The 23,201-nt window shown below is 39.5% G+C and carries 17 protein-coding genes, 1 pseudogene and 1 riboswitch; of the genes and pseudogenes, 9 read left to right on the top strand and 9 right to left on the bottom strand.

Features of this window, described 5'->3' with window-relative positions; genetic code table 11:
* On the bottom strand, positions 1 to 963 hold a 963-nt coding region (locus ASJ81_RS07655; RefSeq protein ID WP_095643260.1), incomplete at its 3' end, for an IS4 family transposase.
* A 77-nt stretch (positions 964 to 1,040) separates the two neighbouring features.
* On the opposite strand from ASJ81_RS07655, the pseudogene ASJ81_RS24770 reads away from it, so the two are divergent.
* Positions 1,041 to 1,440 (top strand): annotated as a pseudogene (locus ASJ81_RS24770) (transposase); the annotation flags it as partial.
* Here ASJ81_RS24770 and ASJ81_RS07645 read toward each other — a convergent pair.
* A complete protein-coding gene (locus tag ASJ81_RS07645; protein WP_170943233.1) occupies positions 1,389 to 2,786 on the bottom strand; it encodes a hypothetical protein in 1,398 nt (465 codons plus the stop codon). The pseudogene ASJ81_RS24770 and the gene ASJ81_RS07645 sit on opposite strands and share 52 nt — an antisense overlap.
* A gap of 222 nt (positions 2,787 to 3,008) precedes the next feature.
* Complete coding sequence (locus ASJ81_RS07640; protein WP_095643969.1) at positions 3,009 to 3,608, bottom strand: class I SAM-dependent methyltransferase; 600 nt, start codon at positions 3,606 to 3,608, stop codon at positions 3,009 to 3,011.
* A gap of 579 nt (positions 3,609 to 4,187) precedes the next feature.
* On the opposite strand from ASJ81_RS07640, the gene argH reads away from it, so the two are divergent.
* The 4 genes from argH to ASJ81_RS07620 all read left to right on the top strand — a co-directional run bounded on the left by argH (position 4,188) and on the right by ASJ81_RS07620 (position 9,840).
* Positions 4,188 to 5,663 carry an argininosuccinate lyase gene (gene argH / locus ASJ81_RS07635; protein ID WP_095643968.1) on the top strand — a complete coding sequence of 492 codons (1,476 nt, stop codon included), beginning with the start codon at positions 4,188 to 4,190 and terminating at the stop codon, positions 5,661 to 5,663.
* Positions 5,664 to 6,004: 341 nt separating this feature from the next.
* Positions 6,005 to 7,279, top strand: coding sequence for a Glu-tRNA(Gln) amidotransferase subunit GatD (gene gatD, locus ASJ81_RS07630; protein WP_095643967.1), 1,275 nt, complete (start codon positions 6,005 to 6,007; stop codon positions 7,277 to 7,279).
* Positions 7,280 to 7,912: 633 nt separating this feature from the next.
* Entirely contained in the window at positions 7,913 to 8,095 is a 183-nt protein-coding gene (locus tag ASJ81_RS07625; RefSeq protein ID WP_095643966.1) for a symporter small accessory protein, read from the top strand.
* 89 nt (positions 8,096 to 8,184) lie between these two features.
* A complete protein-coding gene (locus ASJ81_RS07620) occupies positions 8,185 to 9,840 on the top strand; it encodes a sodium:solute symporter family protein (protein ID WP_095643965.1) in 1,656 nt (551 codons plus the stop codon).
* A gap of 65 nt (positions 9,841 to 9,905) precedes the next feature.
* On the opposite strand, the gene larA (ASJ81_RS07615) is transcribed toward ASJ81_RS07620, so the two are convergent.
* From larA (ASJ81_RS07615) to ASJ81_RS07595, 5 genes are all read right to left on the bottom strand, one after another.
* On the bottom strand, positions 9,906 to 11,165 hold the full coding sequence (gene larA / locus ASJ81_RS07615) for a nickel-dependent lactate racemase (RefSeq protein WP_095643964.1): 1,260 nt from the start codon (positions 11,163 to 11,165) through the stop codon (positions 9,906 to 9,908).
* 110 nt (positions 11,166 to 11,275) lie between these two features.
* Positions 11,276 to 11,824, bottom strand: coding sequence for a UPF0228 family protein (locus ASJ81_RS07610; RefSeq protein WP_170943232.1), 549 nt, complete (start codon positions 11,822 to 11,824; stop codon positions 11,276 to 11,278).
* A gap of 327 nt (positions 11,825 to 12,151) precedes the next feature.
* Positions 12,152 to 13,456, bottom strand: a complete 1,305-nt coding sequence (gene larA, locus ASJ81_RS07605; RefSeq protein ID WP_095643962.1) for a nickel-dependent lactate racemase — start codon at positions 13,454 to 13,456, stop codon at positions 12,152 to 12,154.
* Positions 13,457 to 13,676: 220 nt separating this feature from the next.
* Complete coding sequence (gene larA / locus ASJ81_RS07600; protein ID WP_095643961.1) at positions 13,677 to 14,939, bottom strand: nickel-dependent lactate racemase; 1,263 nt, start codon at positions 14,937 to 14,939, stop codon at positions 13,677 to 13,679.
* A gap of 317 nt (positions 14,940 to 15,256) precedes the next feature.
* Entirely contained in the window at positions 15,257 to 15,949 is a 693-nt protein-coding gene (locus ASJ81_RS07595; RefSeq protein WP_095643960.1) for a metal-dependent hydrolase, read from the bottom strand.
* 276 nt (positions 15,950 to 16,225) lie between these two features.
* Between ASJ81_RS07595 and ASJ81_RS07590 the strand changes: the two genes are divergently transcribed.
* The 4 genes from ASJ81_RS07590 (at position 16,226) to ASJ81_RS07575 (ending at position 18,958) form a co-directional block, all read left to right on the top strand.
* Positions 16,226 to 17,437 carry a DUF2117 family protein gene (locus ASJ81_RS07590; protein WP_095643959.1) on the top strand — a complete coding sequence of 404 codons (1,212 nt, stop codon included), beginning with the start codon at positions 16,226 to 16,228 and terminating at the stop codon, positions 17,435 to 17,437.
* Between the two features lie 119 nt (positions 17,438 to 17,556).
* A riboswitch (Fluoride riboswitch) is annotated at positions 17,557 to 17,627 on the top strand.
* Positions 17,628 to 17,642: 15 nt separating this feature from the next.
* Positions 17,643 to 18,041: a fluoride efflux transporter CrcB gene (gene crcB / locus ASJ81_RS07585; protein ID WP_095643958.1), complete on the top strand. Its 399-nt coding sequence runs from the start codon at positions 17,643 to 17,645 to the stop codon at positions 18,039 to 18,041.
* Positions 18,038 to 18,418 carry a DUF190 domain-containing protein gene (locus ASJ81_RS07580; protein ID WP_212556046.1) on the top strand — a complete coding sequence of 127 codons (381 nt, stop codon included), beginning with the start codon at positions 18,038 to 18,040 and terminating at the stop codon, positions 18,416 to 18,418. Before crcB ends, ASJ81_RS07580 begins: the two co-directional genes overlap by 4 nt.
* Positions 18,419 to 18,460: 42 nt before the next feature.
* Positions 18,461 to 18,958, top strand: a complete 498-nt coding sequence (locus tag ASJ81_RS07575; protein ID WP_095643957.1) for an inorganic diphosphatase — start codon at positions 18,461 to 18,463, stop codon at positions 18,956 to 18,958.
* Between the two features lie 221 nt (positions 18,959 to 19,179).
* Here ASJ81_RS07575 and ASJ81_RS07565 read toward each other — a convergent pair whose 3' ends face one another.
* Positions 19,180 to 22,701, bottom strand: a complete 3,522-nt coding sequence (locus ASJ81_RS07565; RefSeq protein ID WP_095643955.1) for a PAS domain S-box protein — start codon at positions 22,699 to 22,701, stop codon at positions 19,180 to 19,182.
* Positions 22,702 to 23,201: the final 500 nt, after the last annotated feature.

Below are 23,201 nucleotides of genomic sequence, written 5' to 3'. Positions count from 1 at the left end.
TTCTATGTCCCATCTTGCTCCATATAAGTTTGCAATATCTTTTGCATTCAAAATCTCTTTCTGAATATTTGTGATATAAATGTGGTGCTTTTCATCCTCGTCATTATATACTGCAACAAGACGTACATTCATCTCATCCTGTTTTTGCTTGCCTTTATATTCTCTTCTTTTGAATGCTATTTTTACAACTGCATCAATATCTTTTCCAGAAAGTTGCTTAATGCACTCACTAATAGGTTTCCCTATGAAATCTTTGCACTTTGTTTTAGGCATTCCTTCCTCTATTGAAACAACAACAGGATCCATATTCTTTTTAATTCTTGAAACGAAATACCCCCCATTTTCTTCAACCCTTGCAAACATCTGAGTTTTGTAGAAACCAAGATCAACAAGGAGAATACGGTCTTTGATCCAGGGACCGATTTTCAATGTTTTTATCTCAGCTGATTTTTCGGAGTACAGAGCAACGGTTTTAGGGCCGTTAGCAACCGCACTTACCATAACTCCGACTTTTACTCCAGCAGCTACTGTTCTTGCTCTTGCTGCTGGAAATTTATCTGATAAAGAAGAGTGAAGACGAACAATTGTGCTGTCCTGAATGACAATATCCTGGAAGTTTTCGAGCTTCTTGCTAAGTTTTCTACCAGGTTCTTTTGCAAGTTCTTCTATGCCGTGAATTACGCACTGATGCAGGAACTCAACTAGTTCTGGAGTAAAACGATAGTACCAGCTGCTATCGCTTATGGTTTTATGGGACTCAGTTTCATATTCTCGTTTCAAACTGGAAAGTGTACGCTGCAAGCGTACGCCAAAACTAAGAGTTAAAACCCAAAAGATGATGACAGGGTCAATTTTGCGCTCACGTTTTATAAGACCAGTTTCTTTGGCAGTTTGCCTTAACCACTCTTCGGGAAACATTTCCCGAAGAGAGTCTTCAAGAGTAGGTGGGGGACGAGGAGACATAGAGATACATGTGTTAAGGTATTGTCATATAAAAACATCTTCAAGAGAAGGAATTTAGTGCTTAACCGATGACCAATGAAAGACCATCTAAAGACGAAGGAATTCAGGATATGTGTATGGATAAAGGATATGATTTTACTGATGAGGACTTCGATAAACCCAGCTTTTTGGCTAGTTGCTTATAAAGGATATATAAGTAATATGTTGAAATCAGAGGTTTATCGAAGTCCTCTGATATCAGAGAATTGTTAAAGAATATGGGTATAATGTGCATATCAAATCCGTGGAGAGGAAAACATAAGAATAGAGATACCAAGTTTTAGAGCAAGAAGACGGATTGTAGAAAGGACACATTCTTGGATAAATAGAGTCAGAAGATTGAGTATAAGACGGGAAAAGAAAATTGAGAATTACATTGACATGCTTCATTTCCCATGTGCTTGCATAACATTTAGAGCAGCAGGACTTTCAGGATAGGCTCTTAGTTGTCTAGCATCCTGAAAGTAAGATTGCGTTTCCGATGAGTTTAATCCGGTAATAAAAAATGCTTTCCTGAAATTAGAGTAATAATCGTCGTATTTATCGCGTTTATGCGTATCGTTGAAAATTGCTTGCTGAGAATTGGGATAAGAATCGCTAATCCATTTAGCCATCTGCTTGTTAAAGTCCTGATCTTTCGTACCAGACCACACCATGACCTCACCTGTGTAATTTGACCGATTCAGGCTGAAATGCGGAACTGAGATTATGCCATCTGCGTTAGCTTTTAAAAAATCAGCAAGGATGACCCCGGTCCATTCATACATTAAATTTACTTCCTGAGGAGAAGCAGGATTATACTCCTTTAGATCCGCACCTATCAACTCATATATCCTTACCTTTACCTCCAGTTCGGAGGGAATGCCAATTATGAAATTAACTAAAGGAAAGTTATAGGGAGGATTAATCCACTTTTTAAAATACAGATATTTATCCTTTAATTTCGCTCCTTCAACCTGGCTTTCAACGATTCTGGTTTGTGATTCTTTATCACCTTCCAGACCTAGTTTGAACATAGTAAATGCCAGAGATGTCCTTGTCTCGTTCTGGGATAAAACAAAGTAAAGTTTTGCTGCATCTGGATTTTGCTCGTATAAATTACTGGCAAAAGTTACGTTATGTTGTTGTGCTATATCTGGAGCTCCACTGAATTCAATAAGTGCACGAGAAACATGGGAACCGTATTTGTCCAGGTACTGCTGAACTAGAAATCCTCCACCTGATCCACCATAAAGCATTATTTTTCCATCAGGAGGAAGAAGTCCTTTTTTTTGCATATCCTGCCTTACGGCTTCTATATCCTCAATTTGTTGGGACGAGCCATATAATTTTAAAGCAAGATTATAGTTGATTGTCCCGTTTTTATTATAGACTTCCGGAAACAGTGTTGGACTAACTCCACGGTTGCCTATGAGCACATACGAAAGGCCTCCAAGGTTATTTTCAAAATACTCAAAATCATCGGAAGAATTAATCATCCCCACCGCTTCCTGCTGGTTATCAAAAAGCCAGAAAATCACTTCCTGACCCTGCTTAAAGGCAGGGCTAAGGATATAAAAGTCCGTGAAATTTCCTTTGGAGGGGTCATTATGATCAATTGGCAACTGTAAATAGTAGTGATGGCTATCTGGTGGCATCTCTGGATAGTAACTTCCAGTAGCAAGTCTTGTAGCAGGAACAGCAGTAAATTCATTATATTCATAGCATCCATATACGAGGCTTCCCACAAAGACGATTAACACAATGAATTTGAAAAACTTGAAACCTTTTACTTTATACTTCAACTGGATAACCCCATACATTATTGGTTTCATATAGAAATTGTACGTTACATCTTCACATTCTATGGAGAATTCAAAATCCAATTTCCAGATTTTAGATGATTATATTTTGGAAAATTCCATTCCAGTAACTTTTATCATTTTGCTGTCTCTGCGTCTTAATATTGCGTCTTAATGTCTGCCTCATAATAATACAACTCTATTGCCGTAAATAATAAAAAATCCTTACGGTCTTGCCCTTATTTTCCTGAAAACATCCCTAAAAGCCAGTTTTTTTGCTTCCTTAATAGTGAAACCGGCTTTTTCAATATTATTCACGGTATGCCGGGTTGTATGGTCCCCTAGCAGTAAAAACAGAATCGGATTAATTAAATGTTCTATTAAGTCAATAAAAGGGTAGTCGCTGTGAACATGCTCAAGAGCTATCAATTCTCCTGAAGGTTTCAGAACTCGCCTCATTTCCCTGAGAGCTTTCACAGGGTCAGGGATTGTGCAGAGAACAAAAGTTATGACCACGTAATCAAAACTGTTATCAGGAAATTCAAGATGTTCAGCATCCATAGGATAAAGAGTGATATTTTTCCTGCCTTCGGCTTTTTCACGAGCTTTCTGGAGCATTCCTTCGCTTTTGTCGATTCCTATCACTCGGCAATCTGCCGGGTAGTATTTCAGGTTTCTTCCAGTGCCTACCCCGACTTCCAGGACTTTTCCGCTCAGGTCTGAGAGGGCTTCTTTTCTCCATTCCCGAAAAAAGAAAAGTTCCAGAGGCAGGTCTATCAGTTCGTATATGGGTGCAATTCGGTTATACTTAGAGACAACAGACATCAGAAGAATTTACGCTTTCCTATGATTAGCTTTTTTGGAATATAGGAGGAAACTTAACAGATCAGTAATTAAAGATAAAAGTACGGAATGAGTATAAAAATAAGGAAAAACTCCAAAACTCATACTGAAAAGTCGTAGAAAAACGTTAAAAGAGTAATCATTTACCCGATACTACATGTATGATATGATTAATTACAGGTAACTCTGGAAACCGATTCATATTTAACCGTTAGAAATAATACCACGCTACAAATCTTGCGACAAATCTTATCTTAAATCTTACAAAAAGTATTTCATTTAAGTCTCATGTTAAATCTTATAAGCCTCATATAAATCTTATAAGCCTCATATAAATCTTATAAGCCTCATATAAATCTTATAAGTCTCATATAAATCTTATAAGTCTCATATAAATCATAAGTCTCATATTAAATCTTATAAGCCTCATACAGATCTTATAAGCATTATATTAAATTTTATATTAGTTTCACAAAAAGTATTGCCGCAGACATTAAGGAAATACATTCATACCGATCATTTGAAAAGAAAAAAAGAAGAAACTCAGGAAGAGGAAACCCGATGAGCAATATTTTACGTAGAGGCAGGCTGGAAGCTGCCCAGGATGAGGAAATCTTACGTTATACCTCCTCTATGGAAGCTGACAGGTGGATTTTTGATGCTGATATCGCAGTTGACCTTGCCCATACAGTAATGTTGAGAGAGCAGGGCATTATAAATAAGGAGGACTGCAGCAAAATCCTTAGTGGGCTTTTGAAAGTACGGGAGGAAGGGATGGAAAGGCTTGATTTCAGCTATGAAGACATCCATATCTCCCTTGAGTCAAGACTCATCGATATGGTTGGGGAAGACGTTGGAGGCAGAATGCATTCAGGGCGTTCCAGAAACGATGAGGTTGCGACCTGCATCAGACTGGTGCTCAGGGAAGAGCTGACCGGACTGCTTGAAGAAATCCATGAGCTAAGGCAAACGCTTCTAACGCTTGCGGAAAAACATACCGAAACTCTCATGCCTGGTTTTACTCACATGCAGCATGCCCAGCCAACAACGCTTGCTCATCACCTCTGCGCTCACGAATCTGCTCTTGGCAGGGACTTTGACAGGATTCAGGACGCTTATTCCAGGGTAAACCTCTGCCCTCTTGGAGCTGCCGCTTTTGCGTCCACGGGTTTTAACCTGAACAGGAAAAGAACCCGGGAGCTTCTGGGCTTTGACGGCTTACTTGAAAATTCAATGGACGCTGTCAGTACCAGGGACTTTCTTATTGAATGCGCCTCAGGATTTACAAATCTCATGATAAACCTGAGCCGTATGGCCGAAGAACTTGTGATCTGGTCTTCTTCCGAATTCAATTTTATAGAACTTGACGACACGTACGCTTCTACTTCCTCAATCATGCCGCAAAAGAAAAATCCTGACACTGCCGAACTCATGCGCGGAAAAACAGGAGTAGCTGTAGGTGCACTTATGTCTCTGATTACAATCTGCAAGGGGCTTCCCTTAAGTTACAACCGGGACCTTCAGGAAGCAACTCCAAACATCTGGCGGTCTGTGGAAACAGTAAGGGCTTCAGTAAGGGTCATGGGAGGGATGACAGAAACCATGAAAATTCATCCTGAAGTGCTTTCTGCCCAGTCAGTTACAGGTTTTACAACTGCTACCGAACTTGCTGATACCTTTGTCCGGGAAACCGGAATTCCTTTCAGGACTGCCCATCAGATCGTCGGAATGCTTGCAAGAGAGATGGAGAGACCCACTCTGGAAAAAATCGATTCAGTAGCCGAAATTGTGCTGGGCGAATCTCTTTCAAGTCGGGGGCTCACAGAGAAAATGGTAAAAGAAGCCCTTAATCCGGTTTCGAATGTAAAGAGAAGAAAAATCGACGGTGGACCCGCTCCCGAAGAAATGCGAAATTACCTCTCGAAAAGACAAAACGAGCTTGAACTTAATAGACAGGAAATTGCAACCCTGAAGGATATTACAGACTCGGCTTTTGAAAATCTGCTAGCAACCGTTAATGAGTACAGGAAAGCTTGAGCTATAACGAATCAAAGTTCATGTTTAAGTAGACTCAATGTCAATGAACTAAGTGTTAATCTCGTATTAATGTTAGATTGACTTCTTAAGCTCAGATTAATGTTAGATTGACTTCTTAAGCTCAGATTAATATCACATTGACTTCTTAAACTCAGTATTAATATCACATTGATCTCTTAAACTCAGTATTAATCTTATTAACACTACTTTGACCCCTCAGTATCACGCAAAGTGCATAATATTGTAAATAGCCAGGTGTTATACAAGAATGTCTGGTATGATACTGGAATACCGAGTATCTACGTAATATTTCAAAAAAGTCGTTATAAAAGGGATTATTTATGGAATTCAAACAGGGCGACCGGGTACGTATTGAAAAGAACGGCACAGTTTACGAAGGCAAAGTGATGCCGTCCATGGAAGGACATATTACAATAAAAATGAACAGCGGTTACAATGCCGGTTTTTTCACGGATAATGTAAAGATAACTCTTCTGGAAAGCAATGGAGAAAACACAAACGGAGGTCTGAACGGCGGGAAAGAATCCAAAATGGTAGAAGAAAATATCCCAAAACCTGGAAAAAAGCTTCCAAAGGTCGCGATTCTTTCCACAGGCGGAACAATTGCCAGCAAAATCGACTACAGGACTGGTGCAGTAACTTCCCAGTTCACTGCTGACGATATCCTTGCAGCTATCCCTGAACTCAGAGAGATAGCCGATTTCAAAGGCAGGGTAATTTCAAGCATTCTCTCGGAAAATATGGATTCCGAATCCTGGCAAAACCTTGCCCGTGCCGTTGTGGAGGAAATTGAGGCAGGTGCCGATGGAGTAATCGTAACTCATGGAACAGACACCATGATGTACACGGCTGCAGCTCTTTCCTTTATGATTGAAACGCCTGTACCCATTGTTCTGGTAGGTTCCCAGAGAAGTGCAGACCGTCCGAGCAGCGACAATGCCATGAATGCGATCTGTGCAGCCCTTGTTGCTGTTAGTGATATTGCTGAAGTTTCGGTTGTCATGCATGGGACGACCTCAGACAATTTCTGCGAGATCCACCGTGGAACGAAAGTCAGGAAAATGCATACTTCCCGCAGGGACGCTTTCAAATCTATAAATTCACTTCCAATAGGGATTGTAGATTACGACACAAGGGAAATAACAACTTTCATTGATTATATAAAACCTGGAGAAAGACCTCTCAAATTCAAACCAGGCATGGAACCAAAATGTGCCCTTATTAAGTTTACACCCGGTTCGGGTCCTGAAATTCTTGACCATTACATTGACAGAGGGTACAGAGGACTGGTTCTTGAAGGCACCGGTCTTGGTCACGTTTCTACTAAGTGGATTCCAAAAATCCGTAAAGCTACGGACGCAAAAATGCCTGTTATAATCACATCCCAATGCCTTAACGGCAGAATCTGCGACCGCGTCTATGACACAGGCCGTGATATGCTGAAAGCCGGTGCAATAGAAGGAGAAGACACCCTGCCCGAAACAGCGCTTGTTAAACTTATGTGGGTGCTCGGCCAGACCGATGAATTTGACGAAGCTATTGAAATGCTAAGTGAAGATCTCAGTGGAGAAATTACGAAGTGCTGTTTTAAGTAAAAGAAGATCCGCTTTTTTCATTTTACATTTCTTTCTCCGTTTCACATTTCTTTCTCCATTTACATTTCTTTTTCCATTTCATTTTTCGGTCTCTGTTTTATCCACTTCTTTTACTTACGTCTCGCTTTCCTATGTTTTATTTTATATTTCATTTGCCAGCTCCGAGTTTTGAGTGTAAGCTATTTTTTTCTTGCTGTGAAATTTACTTATAATGGCAGAAGAAGAAATTTTTTTGGAACAAGACGGTCTGTTTTCAATAAAGCGTTTTTCCATGTTCCGCATCCAGAACACTTAAATTCCATTTCCCTGTTTTCCGCAATCCCTGCTTAAAAGTTATTTTCCAGTCCTGGATTCATTATTATAACCAGGCAGCCAGAGGTAAAAAGTCACTCTTTTCAATTCCCACATCTGTATGAAGTATGAAGAATATATCATACAGACCTGTGGTGAAATTATAATTAGACCTGTGGTGAAATTATAATTAATTGTTTATGTAATCTATAAAGTTCACTTCGTTACTTTATACTGGAGTTTTATCTTACTCAATATGTTTAAATAACAAAAAGTTAGATGTACAATGCTAACAAGTATCACGTTAACTATTACCAGGATATTTTTCAGGAAGGTGTGTAGATGTTAGGAATAGATGATCCGTATATCTGGCTTGGGTATCTGGCCAGTATATTAAGTGCACTGGGATGTTTGGTTTATGGGGCTTATTACTGGAAAGAAGGAAATGAAGCGAAGACAGTAAAGAGCAGCAGTAAAAAGACAGTGACTCAAGACGGTGACCCAATACCGGCAAACTTGGAATAAAATCAGGATTTGTTTAAAAATTCATATTAAATCGAGTTTTTAATAAAGCCTGAGAAAAACAGTAACGAACTATTTTGGAATGATCTATTATGGCAGTCAGTATTTCAGTTCTTATCTTATTTCTTATTGTATATCTTGGAGCCACTTTCTACGTCGCCTACCTGGGATACAAAAAGAACTCCCAGCCCGAAGGGTATATGCTCGCCGGCCGAGGCGTGCATCCTGCAATTATGGCTCTCTCCTATGGAGCTGCATTTATCAGCACTTCCGCGATTATAGGGTTCGGTGGAGTAGCCGCATCTTTAGGAATGGGACTTTTGTGGCTTGTTTTTATGAATATCTTTTTTGGAATCTTCATAGCCTTTGTGGTGTTCGGGCCTCGAACAAGACGTATGGGGCTAAATTTGGGAGCTATAACTTATCCAGAGTTTATTGGAAAGCGTTTCCAGTCAAAGTTTATTCAAGCTTTTTCCGGGCTTCTGATTGGAGTTTTCATGCCTCTTTATGCTTCCAGCGTTATTATCGGAGCCGGAAGATTCCTTGAGACAACACTGGGAGTAAATTATAACATTGCACTTATAATATTCACGATTATTATTGCTTCTTACGTGATTAAAGGCGGCCTTCTCTCAGTTATGTATGTTGATGCTATGCAGGCTATTCTAATGATATTAGGAATGGGTTTTATACTTATTTACACCTACAGTATGCTTGGAGGAGTTACTGAAGCTCACCAGGCTCTTACAAACATGGCAAACCTTGTTCCTCCTGCCCTTGTAGCTCAGGGACACCAGGGCTGGACCTCGATGCCGACCTTTGGCTCCCCTATCTGGTGGACAATGATTTCCACAATTATAATGGGAGTAGGAATCGGAGTACTTGCACAACCGCAGCTTGCAGTCAGATTCATGACTGTAAAGGACGACCGCTCTCTAAAAAGAGCAGTTGCCATAGGAGGTCCTTTCCTCCTTATGATGGTAGGAGTCGCATATGCTATAGGAGCCCTTTCCAACGTATATTTCTACAGGACAATGGGCAAGATATCTCTTCAGGTTGTCCCTGATGGAAACACTGACCTTATAATGCCCACGTTCCTCAACCACGCACTGCCTGAGATGTTTGTAGCAATTTTTATGCTCTGCCTGCTTGCAGCTGCAATGTCTACTGCAGCCGCTCAATTTCACACAATGGGCACAGCAATAGGATACGACGTTTACCAGCAGAGTATAATGAAAGGCAAGTCTAAGGCAACCGTCCACGTTACAAAAATAGGAATCGCCTTTACAATCCTGGTAGCAGTTATTCTGGCATATATCCTGCCTGGAAGCATTATCGCCAGAGCAACTGCGATGTTCATGGGTCTATGTACGGCTGCCTTCCTGCCCCTGTTTATTGGAGCACTTTTCTGGAAGCGCACTACAAAAGCAGGCGCAACTGCAAGCCTTGTAATAGGATCTTTAAGCAGCCTCTTCTGGCTGACTTTTGTCCATGCAAAAGAAGCAGCACCTCTCAAGATTTGTATGGCAATCTTCGGCAAGGAAACTTTACTTTCAGGTACCTGGACCCTTGTGGACCCAATCCTGATTGCAACACCACTCTCTTTCCTTGCCCTGGTTGTGGTAAGCTTTGTGACACCTCAACTTTCACCTGAATTCCTGAAGAAGGCTTTCAGGCTAAGGTTTGAAGATGAAGAAGAAAACTTAGAAAAAGCGTCAAGCAGTACAGCGGATTCGGCAGGCGTTTAAGCCTGCACTTCCGCAGTTTATTTTTTAGTTTTGATTCTTTACTCACTGCTCATTTTAGGAAGTTATCAGTTCTCTTTTCTAACAGGCAGGGTCTGCCCTCCGTGGGGCATAAGGTGAATTTTTGCATCAGGATTTTCCAAGAGCACTGCATATAAGGCATCCTCTACATTTTGCATGGGAGTAAAGAAAGCACTTTTTGTTTGTTTGTCCGAAAGCTTTGAGACCAGGTAAAGTTTAAACTTCTTTGAAATTTTTGCAATTATTGCTGTTTTATGTCCTCCGAACTCAAAACAGATTTTAAAACGCTCTATTGCTTCATCCGGGCTTCGGCACTCCCTGTTCCAGCATTCATATACCTGGTTTCCTATTCCTTCAGCGCATTCGGCTACAAGGATGATGGAACCACCTTGTTTCACAGCCTGAGTTGCGTTGTCAAGCGCTTTATTTGCCTGAAAAAGGTTGATATCTTTAGGAAAACCTCCGCAGGAAACAACTACCGCATCCGCAGGCTCCACTGGCACCTTATACATGGAATCCACAACCTCCACACCTTTCCTGTGAGCCTCGATAAAATCGCCGGCAACAGCAGCAACTATCTCTTTTTTGCTGTCAAGCACCACATTCAGGATGAAATCAAGGCCGAAAATTTTTGCGGCTTCTTCCATGTCCTGCCTGACAGGCCCATCAACCCTTCCGGAAACAGCTTTTTCGTCAATCATCATTTTATGGTTTGTGATAACTGTTTCTTTCGAACTTACCCCAGGAAGTACTGACTTTGCCCCACCGCTATATCCTGCATAATAATGGAACTCAATGCTTCCGATCCCTATAACAACGTCGGTGTCCAGAATATTTTCAAAAATCTCAATCGGGGTTCCACGGGAGGTCATACCGATACGTCTGCACCTGCCAGTATCATGTTGGATGCAGCGAATTCTTTCGTAGACTTGTTCTCCAACCAGTTTTCGGGATTCCTCTTCAATTTGATTTCTATGGAGCCCGAGGGCAAAAACAATAGTAATATTTTCGTCCTTTGCCCCTCCAAGATAGAGCTCATCAAGCAGAGGAGGAAGAAGCTTTGCAGTAGGAGTTGGCCGCGTAACATCACTAACTATGATTGCAACCTTCGAATCAGGTTTTACAATCTCAGAAAGCCGTCGGCTTTTTATGGGATTTTCAAGCGCTTTTTTAATTAAAGGAACCCCATTTTCCTTTATCTCAGGTTCCGAAGGCAGAATAATACTGGATATGTTTCTCTCCGGAATATCCAGCTCAAGTGCCATGCTCCCAAAAGCTAATGATATTGTTTTTGTGTTTGCAATCATATTTGGCACTTCACTTGTTTTTTGATATTTGTTTTTGTAATTGTCTTCTTTTATTTGTTAACTATAGATATCCTCTTTTATAGATGCTGGTTCTATTGTTAAAAAATCGCCTATGAGAAAATAGTTTCGAACTCTACTAAGAAAACGTTTTTGTTCATTTCGAGTTCACCCTTTAATTCATTTGCGCGTTCCTTTGAAATCCCACTCATAGGGCGTTCTCCGAATTGAGCGCGACACCATACAAATTTTTCCAGTGCAATATTATTTTTTTCCAGTATCTCAAGGAAATTTTTATCCTGAATAGCTTGCTCAGTTACTGTAATTATGTAGTAATCTCCTTTGTCTATATCAGGGAATACAGAGTCAGTCCAATCTGGTCTTTTTCTCAACTCATCTCTTATATCGTTCGTTTTATTTTTATCTACTATTATGTAGTATCCTGGTGTATTAATTATATTATAATCGAATTTGTATGTAGGCAGGTTACGGTCATCAAGAATATTTTTTGCTTCCGGTTCAGTAGTTCCAGCTCTGAATTGAATTACTAAACCAGCTACCATATCTGATTGTTTTTCACCGGCGGATGTTGGCGTAAAAATTGGCAGTTTTAAAAATATTCCTGCAAGTGCGATGAAAACAAGAAAAACAATGAAGATCAAAATTTTTTTCTTTTTATTAATAGTTATCACCCCAAAAAGATAAGGAAGTTACCCACTTATATCAGTTCCGCTGTAAAATATTATAATAAAGATACACTGAAATAGTAAAAATGTAAAGTGTAATGAGATTTAGTACATCAATATTCACCGGAAATAGAAAACAGGATAAGAAAGCAGACGTTTTCATCATTATATATTTATATATTTATCATTTAAATATTTATTATGAAATTTTTGGAACGGATCCATTTTTCCTTAAACGGACCTATTTCTCCTTATTATTTATAATAAGGATAGACAAGTATAAAAAAGAACTATAAGGCAATCTTAAAGATCGTTCAGGTCTTCATCTTTTATTATAGTATCTTTTTGTCTCATTACAGGCAGAGTCCATCCACCGTTGGGCATAACATGGATTTTAGCATCAGGATTTTCGAAAAGAATCTTTTCAAGCGCTTTTTCTACGTTTTTTACGGGAATAAAGAAGGCACTTCTGCTTTCAGTGTCCGGAAGTTTTGAGACAAGATAAAGTTTGAATGTTTTTGCAGTCCTTCCAACAGTGGCAGCTTTATGCCCGCCGAATTCAAAGCATTTTCTGAATTTCCGTATTGCTTCATCGGGGGTTTTGCATTCTGTACTCCAGCGCTCATATACCTTATCTCCAATTCCCTCATTACATTCGGCCACAAGCACTATTGAGCCTCCTTTTTTTACGGCAAAAACTGCATTTTCAAGGGATTTCGTCGCCTGGAAAAGGTTAATATCCTTTGGAAACCCTCCACAAGAGACAATTGCTGCATCCGCAGGTTCTACAGGCACTTTATACATGGAATCAACAACTTCCATGCCTTTCCTGTGGGCCTCGATGAAATCGCCTGCAACGGCAGAAACTATCTCTTTTTTGCTGCTAAGCACGACATTAAGGATAAATTTAAGGCCTGCAACCCCTGCAGCTTCTTCTATATTTTTTCTTGCAGGACTGTCGATTCTGCCTGAGAGAGGATCACCTTCAAAGAGTTTGCTATAAAAACTATGATAAGAAAGAATAGATTTTTCCGAACTGATTCCCGGAAGAATAGATTTCCCTCCTCCACTGTATCCCGCATAATAGTGGAATTCCAGGGTTCCTGTGCTTATGATAACGTCGGAGTCTGCTATTTCTTCAAATACCTCGATTGGCGTTCCAAAACTCGTTTCTCCAAGATACCTGCACCTTTTCCTGCTGTGCTGGATGCAGCGAATTCTTTCGTAGACTTGTTCTCCAACCAGTTTTCGGGATTCTTCTTCAGTCTGGTTTCGATGTAACCCTAGGGCAAAAACGATAGTAATATTTTCGTCCTTTGCTCCTCCAAGATAGAGCTCATCAAGAAGAGGAGGAAGAAGCTTTGCAGTAGGAGTTGGCCGCGTAACATCACTAACTATGATTGCAACCTTCGAATCAGGTTTTACAATCTCAGAAAGCCGTCGGCTTTTTATGGGATTTTCAAGCGCTTTTTTAATAAGAGAAGTTCCTTCTTCTTTTGTTTCAAATTCTGAAGGTAAAATAACACTGGCAAGATTTCTTTCAGGAATTTCAAACTCAATTCTTGTACTTCCAAAAGCAAGTGACATTTTTTTTATGTTTGCAGTCATGTTTACGCCGATGTTTTTATCTTGATACTATTTTTCTTTTTATTGTTTACAATAATAAGGGAAAACAAGTATAAAAAGGACTAGAAGGTAATTTTAAGAAAGAAGGTTATTTTTAAGGTAATTTCAAAAGAAAAAAGTAGTTTTAGAGGGAAAGATGATTTAGAGACGGAGGTAATTTTAAAGGCAGTTCAAACCTTCGTCTTTTTATTATAGTATCTTTTTATTGCTTTACAGGTAAGGTCCACCCACCATTTGGCATAACGTGGATTTTAGCATCAGGATTCTCGGAAAGAACCTTTTCGAGTGCTTCATCTATGCTCATTGCCGGTATAAAAAAAGCATTTTTACTTTCCGTTTCCGGAAGCTTTGATACCAGGTAAAGTTTGAATTCTTTCGCAGCCCTCCCTACAATAGCAGCTTTGTGCCCGCCGAACTCGAAATGGTTCTTGAAACGTTTGACCGCATCTTCAGGAGCCCCGCATTCCCTGTTCCAGCACTCGTAAACTTTGTTTCCTATTCCCTCGGAAACTTCGGCTACAAGAATAATTGAACCCCCTCTTTTTACAGCAGAGGTGGCATTTTCAAGGGATTTAGTTGCCTGGTAAAGGTTAATATCCTTTGGAAAACCACCGCAAGAAACAACTACAGCATCTGCAGACTCTACAGGCACTTTATACATGGAATCGACAACTTTCACGCCTTTTCTGTGAGCTTCGATTAAATCGCCTGCAACGGCAGCAACTATCTCTTTTTTGCTGTCAAGTACAACATTTATGATGAAGTCAAGACCTGCAATCCTTGCAGCTTCCTCAATATTCTGTCTTGCCGGACTGTCAGTTCTGCCTGATAGAGGGTCTCCTTCAAAGAGTTTGCTATAAAAGCTATGGAATGAGAGAATGGATTTCTCCGAACTTACACCTGGAAGGATGGACTTTCCTCCACCTCCGTAACCTGCATAATAGTGAAATTCCAGGGTTCCTGTACTTATGATAACGTCGGAGTCAACTACTTCTTCGAAGACCTCGACTGGCGTTCCGAAACTTGTTTCCCCTAGAAGCCTGCACCTTTTCCTGTCGTGCTGGACGCATCTTATTTTTTCGAAGATTTCTTCTCCTACGAGCTGACGACACTCTTCTTCAGTCTGGTTTCGATGGAGCCCGAGGGCAAAAACAATAGTAATATTCTCGTTTTTTGCTCCGCCCAGATAAAGTTCCTCAAGCAAAGGCGGAAGAAGCTTTGCAGTAGGAGTTGGCCGAGTAACGTCACTAACTATGATTGCAACCCTAGAGTTCGGGTTTACAATTTCAGAAAGCCTTTTACTTTTCATAGGATTTTCAAGTGCTTTTTTAATAAGGGAAGCCCCTTCTTCCGTTATTTTTAATTCTGAAGGCAGGATAATACTGGATATGTTTTTCTCAGGCATATCCAGCTCCAAAATCCCGCTTCCGAACGCGAGTGGAATCGTTTTTACATTAGTAGTCATGGTTATTCCGATGTCATAGTATTAATTCTATAAAATCGTATAGGTAAACAATAAGGAAATTAATATTTAATACGGCTTTAAGTGTACAGCTTAAACCGGCAGTTAAATTCATACATATATTTTTATAATTTACTTATTATTTTTAATACTTCCGCTGTCCAAGTCGCAAGCCTTTTCAAAAAAGGCTTGAGCGAAAACCCAAGCAGTGTTTGGATTTGAGAAACTTATCCCAAAACTCTATAGGCATGATAAACCGGCGCAACGGTTGCTGCCAAACTGTTGTGGAAATATAGAGTTGAGTAGAAGGGTATTAGGATTTAGAGTTCAATTGACTGGCCTGGCTGCATGATGATAACTTTTGTATTAGTTTTTGATTCTACAGCCTGTTTGAATTTGAGAGGGTCCTGGTTAATTACATCAAAGGTGTTATAGTGCATTGGAACTACAATTTTGGGCTGAATTAGTTCTACCGCTTTTGTGGCTTCTTTTATACCCATCGTAAATTTGTCGCCTATGGGGAGGAGGGCAAGTTCAGGTTCGTAGAGTTCACCTATGAGCTGCATATCCCCGAATACTCCGGTGTCTCCGGCATGGTAGATTGAATGGCCGTTGATTCGTATAATGAAACCTGCCGGGGAGCCGCCATCGAAACTGAAACCAGAGGCATCGATTGAAGAGGAATGGAGTGCTTCAGTCATAGTTAACTTTATACCCTCTACGTTTACTGTACCGCCCTTGCCCATGCCCTCTGCAAAAACTCCTTTTGATTTTATATAGTTTGCAACCTCATGAACTGAGATTATCCGGCATCCAGTCCGTTTTCCGATCTCGATCGTATCCCCAAGGTGATCACGGTGCCCGTGAGTCACAGCTATTATGTCAGGGTTCAGTTCTTCAGGGCTGCACGGAGCCAGTGGATTCCCAGAGATAAAAGGATCGATTAACAATTTCGTTTCGGCTTCGAACAAAAAAACCGAATGTCCGAGCCAGGTAATTTTTACGTCAGCCATCTTTTTGCCTCAAAGTAGTTACTTTTTATATGAGTGTAACAATAAAGAATCCAGTTGTCCTTAATTTAGCTATCAGTAAATAATTTAGCTATCAGTAAGTAATTTAGCTATCAGTAAGTAATTTAGCTATCAGTAATTTAGTTTTCTATAATTCTCGGCTAATAATGTGAAATATTAATGGAAGAGAAATGAAAGAGAAATGGAAGAGAAATGAAAGAGAAATGAAAGAGAAATGAAAGAGAAAAGATAAAGGGTTGTACTGAGGATCATATTAATATGTTTCTTCCGTCAAACGGGCTGAAAATGAAAATTGGTCTGGTAATCCACGGGCCCGAAGTTATTGATTCGGGAGAGGCGAAAAGAGTTTTTGAAAAGCTTTCCTGCGTAGGCAAAGTCGAGGCAAGGCTTGGAGGAACTATGGGAAAAGTAGCTGTTCTGGATGCCGGGCTTGAAAACATTATAGATATAAGCCAGCATCAGAAGCCCAGTGCCTGCATTGAATCTCTCTTCGAAACCTCAGATATTGTATGCCTCCTTAACCGGGGAAAAACAATCGAAACCGGGAAGGTGTTTGGAGAAATGGTTGCTGTTCGGCTTCGAAAGCCGGAGATAAAGCCTCTTGTCCAGATCGAAAGCCCGGCAAGTACAGCTGGAATTTTGAGATATCTCAATAAAAAAGCCGGAGAGTACGGAGAATATCTTGAGAAGCTTTCTGAAATTCTGGAGCTTTCTGTGGAAAGTCCTTTGCCCCTTCAAAGTTCAAGAGTTCAAAATTCCGTTTTTGTAGATAAGTGCTCTGCAATAGGTAAAGTTCGGGTAATCCGCAAAATTTCAGGCGTTTTTCCCGGAGAAAATATTCTGGTAAACGGAATCGTGATTGGAAAAACCTTTTCTTCCGAAGTAAGCATAACCTCCGAAAACGGCTTTATTGTCGCAATAGAAGGGGGAGAAATAAAAGAGCACGGGCTCGAAAAACTTCATAATTATGAAAAAAGAGATCCTATTGACCTTGAAAAATCCTGGGTAAAAAGCGGCGACCTGAGAAGAAGCAATTTCTCTCCCCTGCAAGGCCGGAAACCGAACGTACACGGCAAAGACTCGGTTTTTTCTTCCAGACCAACCGCAGGCAGAGTCGTGATTATAGACCATGCTGCAGAAGATACTTTTGAGTTAGCTGCCAATGCTGAATTCGCAGTTACCGTGGGAGATGACACCACAATAATAGCAGGCGATATTCTCTCCAGGCTCGGGATTCCTATTATCGGGATCACGGACGGGGATTGCGATAGAGTCTCCTGCAGGACTGAAATTTTCCCGGGTTCTATCGTGCTCAGGCTGGCAGCGGGAAATGACGATATTTTAGGTAAAAAACTGAAGCAGGAACTATTAGGGGGAAAAAATTCTGCGGTTTTGGAAGATATATACGCATTTAAAGAAGATGTGATTAAACTTGCAGAACCCTTGATTGAAGCTGTTTTTGAATACTGATTACAAAAAGTAGAACATAATTAGAAATCCTAAAAACGATAGAATTCAAAAATATTAATAGTTATACTTCGCTAGACGGAGCCTTTGAGTAAACTATTTAATTAATGAAAGGAAAAAGGTATCCTATAGGCGATGAGGTCCGCCAAGACTTGTAGTCTAAACCGCTTATGCTGATGACTTCTACATTAATTATTGAGGTTTTAATGTGTATACTGTTTTACTGGTAGGTATAGGCGGCTTCATAGGTGCTACCTTGAGATATGTATTAGGTGGATGGATTCAAAACGGTTTTGTCAGTTTTCCGGTAGGTACATTAACCATAAATACGATCGGAAGTTTCTTTTTAGGTTTAATAATGTACCTTTCCGAATACCAGGGCCTGTTTAGTGACCAAACCAGAATATTTCTGACAATAGGTATTTTAGGAGCTTTTACGACATTGTCAACGTTTGGTTATGAATCGTTCCGGTTGCTTGATGACTCAAAATTAATGCTGATGGCGATAAATGTAGTATCAACAGTATTATTTTCCATAATGGCTGTATATTTAGGTAAGATTGTAGCTCTGAGTGTCAGCTCTTACCTATTGGGAGGGATGAAATGAAAACGGATAGAGTGAAAGGTTGTGAGGAGAATTGCATGAAGAATGAGTCTACAGCCATATTGTTAAGGATATTTATTGGGGAATCTGATCACTACAAAGGTAAGCCTTTGTACATGTATATTGTTGAAATGCTAAAAGCTGAAGGTATAGCCGGAGCTACTGTTTTTAGGGGTATTGCTGGCTTTGGAAAACACAGCCGCATTCATACAACTTCTATATTGCGTCTATCAACTGATATGCCAATACTCATTGAGGTTTCTGATCTTGAAGAAAATATCGAGAGAATCAGACCAAAATTAGATGAGGTAATTAACCAAGGGTTGATCACAGAAGAAAAAGTTAAAATTGTATTTTATGGCAGTGATAAAAATAAGTAAAAGGTAAGTACCTGGAAGCAAAAAATAGCTGGAAGTGCTAATATGACTGAAAGACAGGTAGAAAGCGTAATTGTTGAAATTCCAAAAGGGAGCCGAAACAAGTTCGAATATGATAAAGAAAAGAGACTGATTAAGTTCGACAGAATGCTTTCTTCTTCAATGGTATATCCCTCGGATTATGGTTTTTTCCCGGACACACTGTCCCTTGATGGTGACCCTTTAGATGCTATGGTTTTAACCTGGGAGCCCACATTTCAGGGCTGTGTAATCGATGTATATCTTATAGCATTATTTGATATGGAAGATTATAAAGGAAGAGATCAGAAGATCCTGTGCGTTCCAAAGAACGATCCGATGTGGAATTATATTGAGTCAGTAGACCAGGTCCCACCGCATTTATTTAAGGAAATCACTCACTTTTTCCAAACTTATAAGAACTTAGATAAAAAACAAGTGAAAGTTATCGGTTGGAAAAGCCTCGAAACTGCAGTCACTGTACTTCAGGAAGCTAAAGATCGATATACTACACAGAAAAAATAAAGCAGACGAAAAACCGGAGAATGTTATCAATTGCAGGTATTAGTTCAGAGAATGTGATTCCGGGATCTTCCTTGTAGAAAAGTGAAAAATTAGTTGACAAAACTGCTTTGTAGAAAAGTGAAAAATTAGTTGACAAAATTGTTTTGTAGAAAAGTGAAGAAAACCAGTTGATAAAAATTAGCAGATTTATAAACTGAGTATTGTATGAAGGTCCGATTATACTATTTTTCATTCTGTACTGGTACTGTAAATCTTATACAGAACTCAGTCCCAGAATCCCTTTTTAATTCAATTTCGCCCCCTAACTGATCTACTAAGGTTTCCACTAACTGTAATCCAAGAGAATTGGAATCTTCCAAATTAAAGTCCTCAGGAATACCAATCCCGTTGTCCGAGATTGTTAAAACAAAATCGGTACCGTTGTAACTTTCTTTTGTGCTTCCCTGATCTTTACCTGCGCATTTTGCGGAGTCTTCCATGTGAAGTTTGATTTGAATTTTTCCATTATCTCTATTTAGAAATGCGTACTTTAGGGAGTTAGATACAAGTTCGTTAATGATTATTCCTAGTGGGACAGCAATATCCATATCAAAGAAAATGTTTTCTTCCAGTTCAATGTTAAGGTTTGTGTTGATATTTCCAACTTTATAAGTCTGAAAGAGATTTTCAACAAGCCTTTTAATATACGACGAGAAATTTAATGTATCGTTTCCTCTGCCTTCGTGCAGTTCTTCGTGGATAAGAGCAATTGACATAACTCTGTCCTGGCTTTCAAGGAAAGCATTAAGAACTTCGGAATCCTCGGCACATCCTCTGCTTCTGAATTTTTCAGCCTGCAGGTCAAGAAGGGAAGAGATCACTTGCAGATTATTTTTTATTCTGTGATGAATTTCTTTTTTTCGGGCTTCTTCGGCTTTTGCCAGAAGTCTTTCCGCATTGACTTGCTCAGTAATATCTCTACCCATAGATGAGATAGCAATCAGCTTTCCAGAAGCATCAAAAACAGGAGAATAAGTTATTGAAATATTTATTGTTGTACCATCCTTTTTTAACCGTACAGTTTTGTAATGCTGGATTTCTTCCCCCTGTTTAATTTTTTCGATTAAATTTTTTATTTCTCCTTTAAGATTATCCGGTTCAGCGATTGAGACATTTTTCCCCAGAACTTCCTCAGCCGAATAACCATAAATTTGCTCCGCTCCCTTATTCCAGCTTGTAATAGTACCTTCCAGAGATTCAGTTATAATAGCGTCGTTTGAGGATTCTACAACATTCGCTAATATCCTGATCTTTTCCTCTGCTCTCTTACGCTCTGTGATGTCCTGAACTATTCCTTTAATTCGAATTGGGCTTTTATTTTCATTATAAGAAGCTTCGCCCTGTGCATGGACTATATGCTCTTCTCCATCAGCTGAGATAATCCTGTGATCAATGCTAAAGGACTTTTCATTTAAAGCTTTTTTAACTGCATTATCCACATAGCTTCGATCTTCGGGATGCACATAACCTAAAAGTTTGTCGTAACTCATACCTTCCCGGGGCTTATGTCCAAAAATACTATACATTTCGTCAGAACAGTATAATTTATCATTTACGAGATCATAATCCCAATTTCCGATATGAGCTATTTTTTGAGCTTCAGAGAGTCTTCTTTTTTCTTCCATCAAGGACTCATAAGCCTTTTCAAGCTCAGATGTACGTTCTTTAACTTTTATTTCCAAACTATCATGTGCTCTTCTAAGGGCTTCTTCTGCTTTTTTGCGCTCAGTAATATCTCTGGCAATTGTTGAAATGGCTACAAGCTTTCCAGAAGTATCAAAAACTGGAGAAAGGGTTACTGAAACGTCTACTATCGTCCCATCCTTTTTCAACCTTAAAGTCTCATAATTACGAATTCTTTCTCCTCGTTTAATTTTCTCAATTAACTGTTTTGTATCCCCTTTCAGATTTTCCGGCTCGAGTGCTGATATATTTCTTCCCAGAGCTTCTTCAACGGAATAGCCATAAATTTTCTCTGCTCCTCTATTCCAGCTTGTGATAACCCCATCAAGAGATTCGGTTATAATTGCATCTTCGGATGATTCGACAGCATTTGCCAGTATTTGGATTTTCTCTTCTGCCTTTTTAAGTTCAGAGATGTCACGTGCTGCAGCAAACATTCCTATAATTTCGCCAGCCTCATCTCTGTAAACTGAAGCATTATATAAAACCGGAGTTATGTGTCCATCTTTATGCTTAATATCTAGTGAATAATCTCGTACAAATCCTTCCTGAAATACAAGTTGATATCCCTTTTTGGCTTTCTCAGGTTCAGTGAAATAATTAGAATAGTCTGTGCCTATGAGTTCTTCCCTTGAATAACCAGTTACTATTTCAGTGGAGTTATTAACGTCGGTTATTTTTCCGTTAGGACCAATTGTAATGATAGGGTCGATGTTGGCTTCAATCAGACTGCGATTATGTTTACTTGCCAGTTTAAGCCTTTCTTCTGCTTCTTTGCGCTCAGTAATATCCTGTGTTATGCCGAAGCCGCCGATAACTTTTCCACTTTTGTCAAATTCAAAATGTGCTTTCTTACGTACCCACTTAATCTTACCATCAACAACAATGCGATGTTCAATGTCATATGGTTCACCCTTTAATCCCGCCTTCCATTTACTATCAACATATTCCCTGTCATCAGGATGAGTTTGAGAAAGGAGGGTCTCATAAGTCAAATGGGTGCCTTTTGGGATGCCAAAAATACGGTGGTTTTCGTCGGACCATGTCAATTCTTTTGTACGCACATCCAGACGCCAGCTTCCGATATTTCCTACAGTTTGAGCACGGTCAAGGTCTTCCCTGCTTTTCTCTAGTTTATCCACCAGAATATCGCGTTCCCTCAGTGACCTGGCAAGTTTGAAGTTACTGTGACTTAGTTGTGAGATCATATTGGCAAGTTTCACGAAGAAGGACATATTTTTGTTCACAGCTTCCCTACTTAACCGTGGAACTTTTTCGAGCATGGTTATGTACTCGTCCTCATTGAAGCCGTATTTTCTAGCCTGGGATCGGAAAAGCTCATAGTCCAGAGGCTCGTCATCAAAAAAGAACTGTCCTGAGAAGATATTGCCTATATGCTGACCGTCCACAATAAGCGGGGTTACTACGTCCCACATATTATTCTTGCATTTGTACAGCTTAAAATCTCCAGGGAGAACGCCAAGGGACAGTTTTGTGTCGCTTTCCACACAGTGCTTGCAGGTTTCGGGGTGAACCCTGTGGAATTTAGTGCAGATGTCCTGCCATCCAACACTTACCGGAATATTACCTTTGAGATCAACCAGAGCTATGGTAATGTGAGTGAGTTCATGTAAATCATACATGAGGGACTGGACCGCTGGAACATCAAGAATATCAGCCAGCTCAAGGTTTGCCACCTCCCTAGCTTCACTACCCTGAGTTTTTTCTTCAAGACCTTTATGGTCAGTTATATCGAGTCCAAAAATGTTTGCACATTCTTGTTCAGGTAACGGGTGAAAAACAACCAGATATACTCTATTTCCCACTTTAATTTCCGTTTTTTCGGAATGATTCTGGGTAATTACTTTTTGTACAATATCTACGATACTTAAAGGCAGTTTTTCTCCTACTGTCACCTCCAATTCATTCAAGAGCTCACTAACCTCATTTGAGTAAAGAACCGTACCATCTTTTCCAACACAAATTACAGGATCCGCATTGTTCGAAATTTTTCCATTCATTTTTCCCCTTCAGGCTCTTCTCTTTGACGGCGAAGTACCTAACTTTAGGATATTATTGTTACAACCACTTACAAGTGAGTTTATTCTTCTAAAAGATGTTTGATTTATTAAATATATAAAATCATTCTCGTTATAACAATTATTACAAAATTTGAAAAATAGTAGATAAAGATATTTATTAACGTAGTATAATGATTCTGTTCCAAAATCCAGTGATTTTTGTATTTCTTGATTGAAAATCTGAATTCGAAAGAAGAATCCGGTTTTCATCAAGATCAATATTCGATATCTAAAGACTTCAACCCCAATGTCGTATCAAACGGATTGTGACCACTTACAAAATCCAGTGATTTTGAATTTTACATTCATCACTGGATTTTGGTACTGAGTCTAGTATAATCTTGAAAATATATAAACTATATTAAATTATAAAACTTTGACCCTAAGCTTTAAAACTATTGGAAAAGTAAAGATAATTTAAAGGTGACACGAAAATCTAA

Origin of the sequence: Methanosarcina spelaei (assembly GCF_002287235.1) — an archaeon.
GTDB classification, from domain to species: domain Archaea; phylum Halobacteriota; class Methanosarcinia; order Methanosarcinales; family Methanosarcinaceae; genus Methanosarcina; species Methanosarcina spelaei.
Note: the sequence above shows the minus strand (reverse complement) of the source record. Positions and strands in the feature narration are given on the sequence as shown.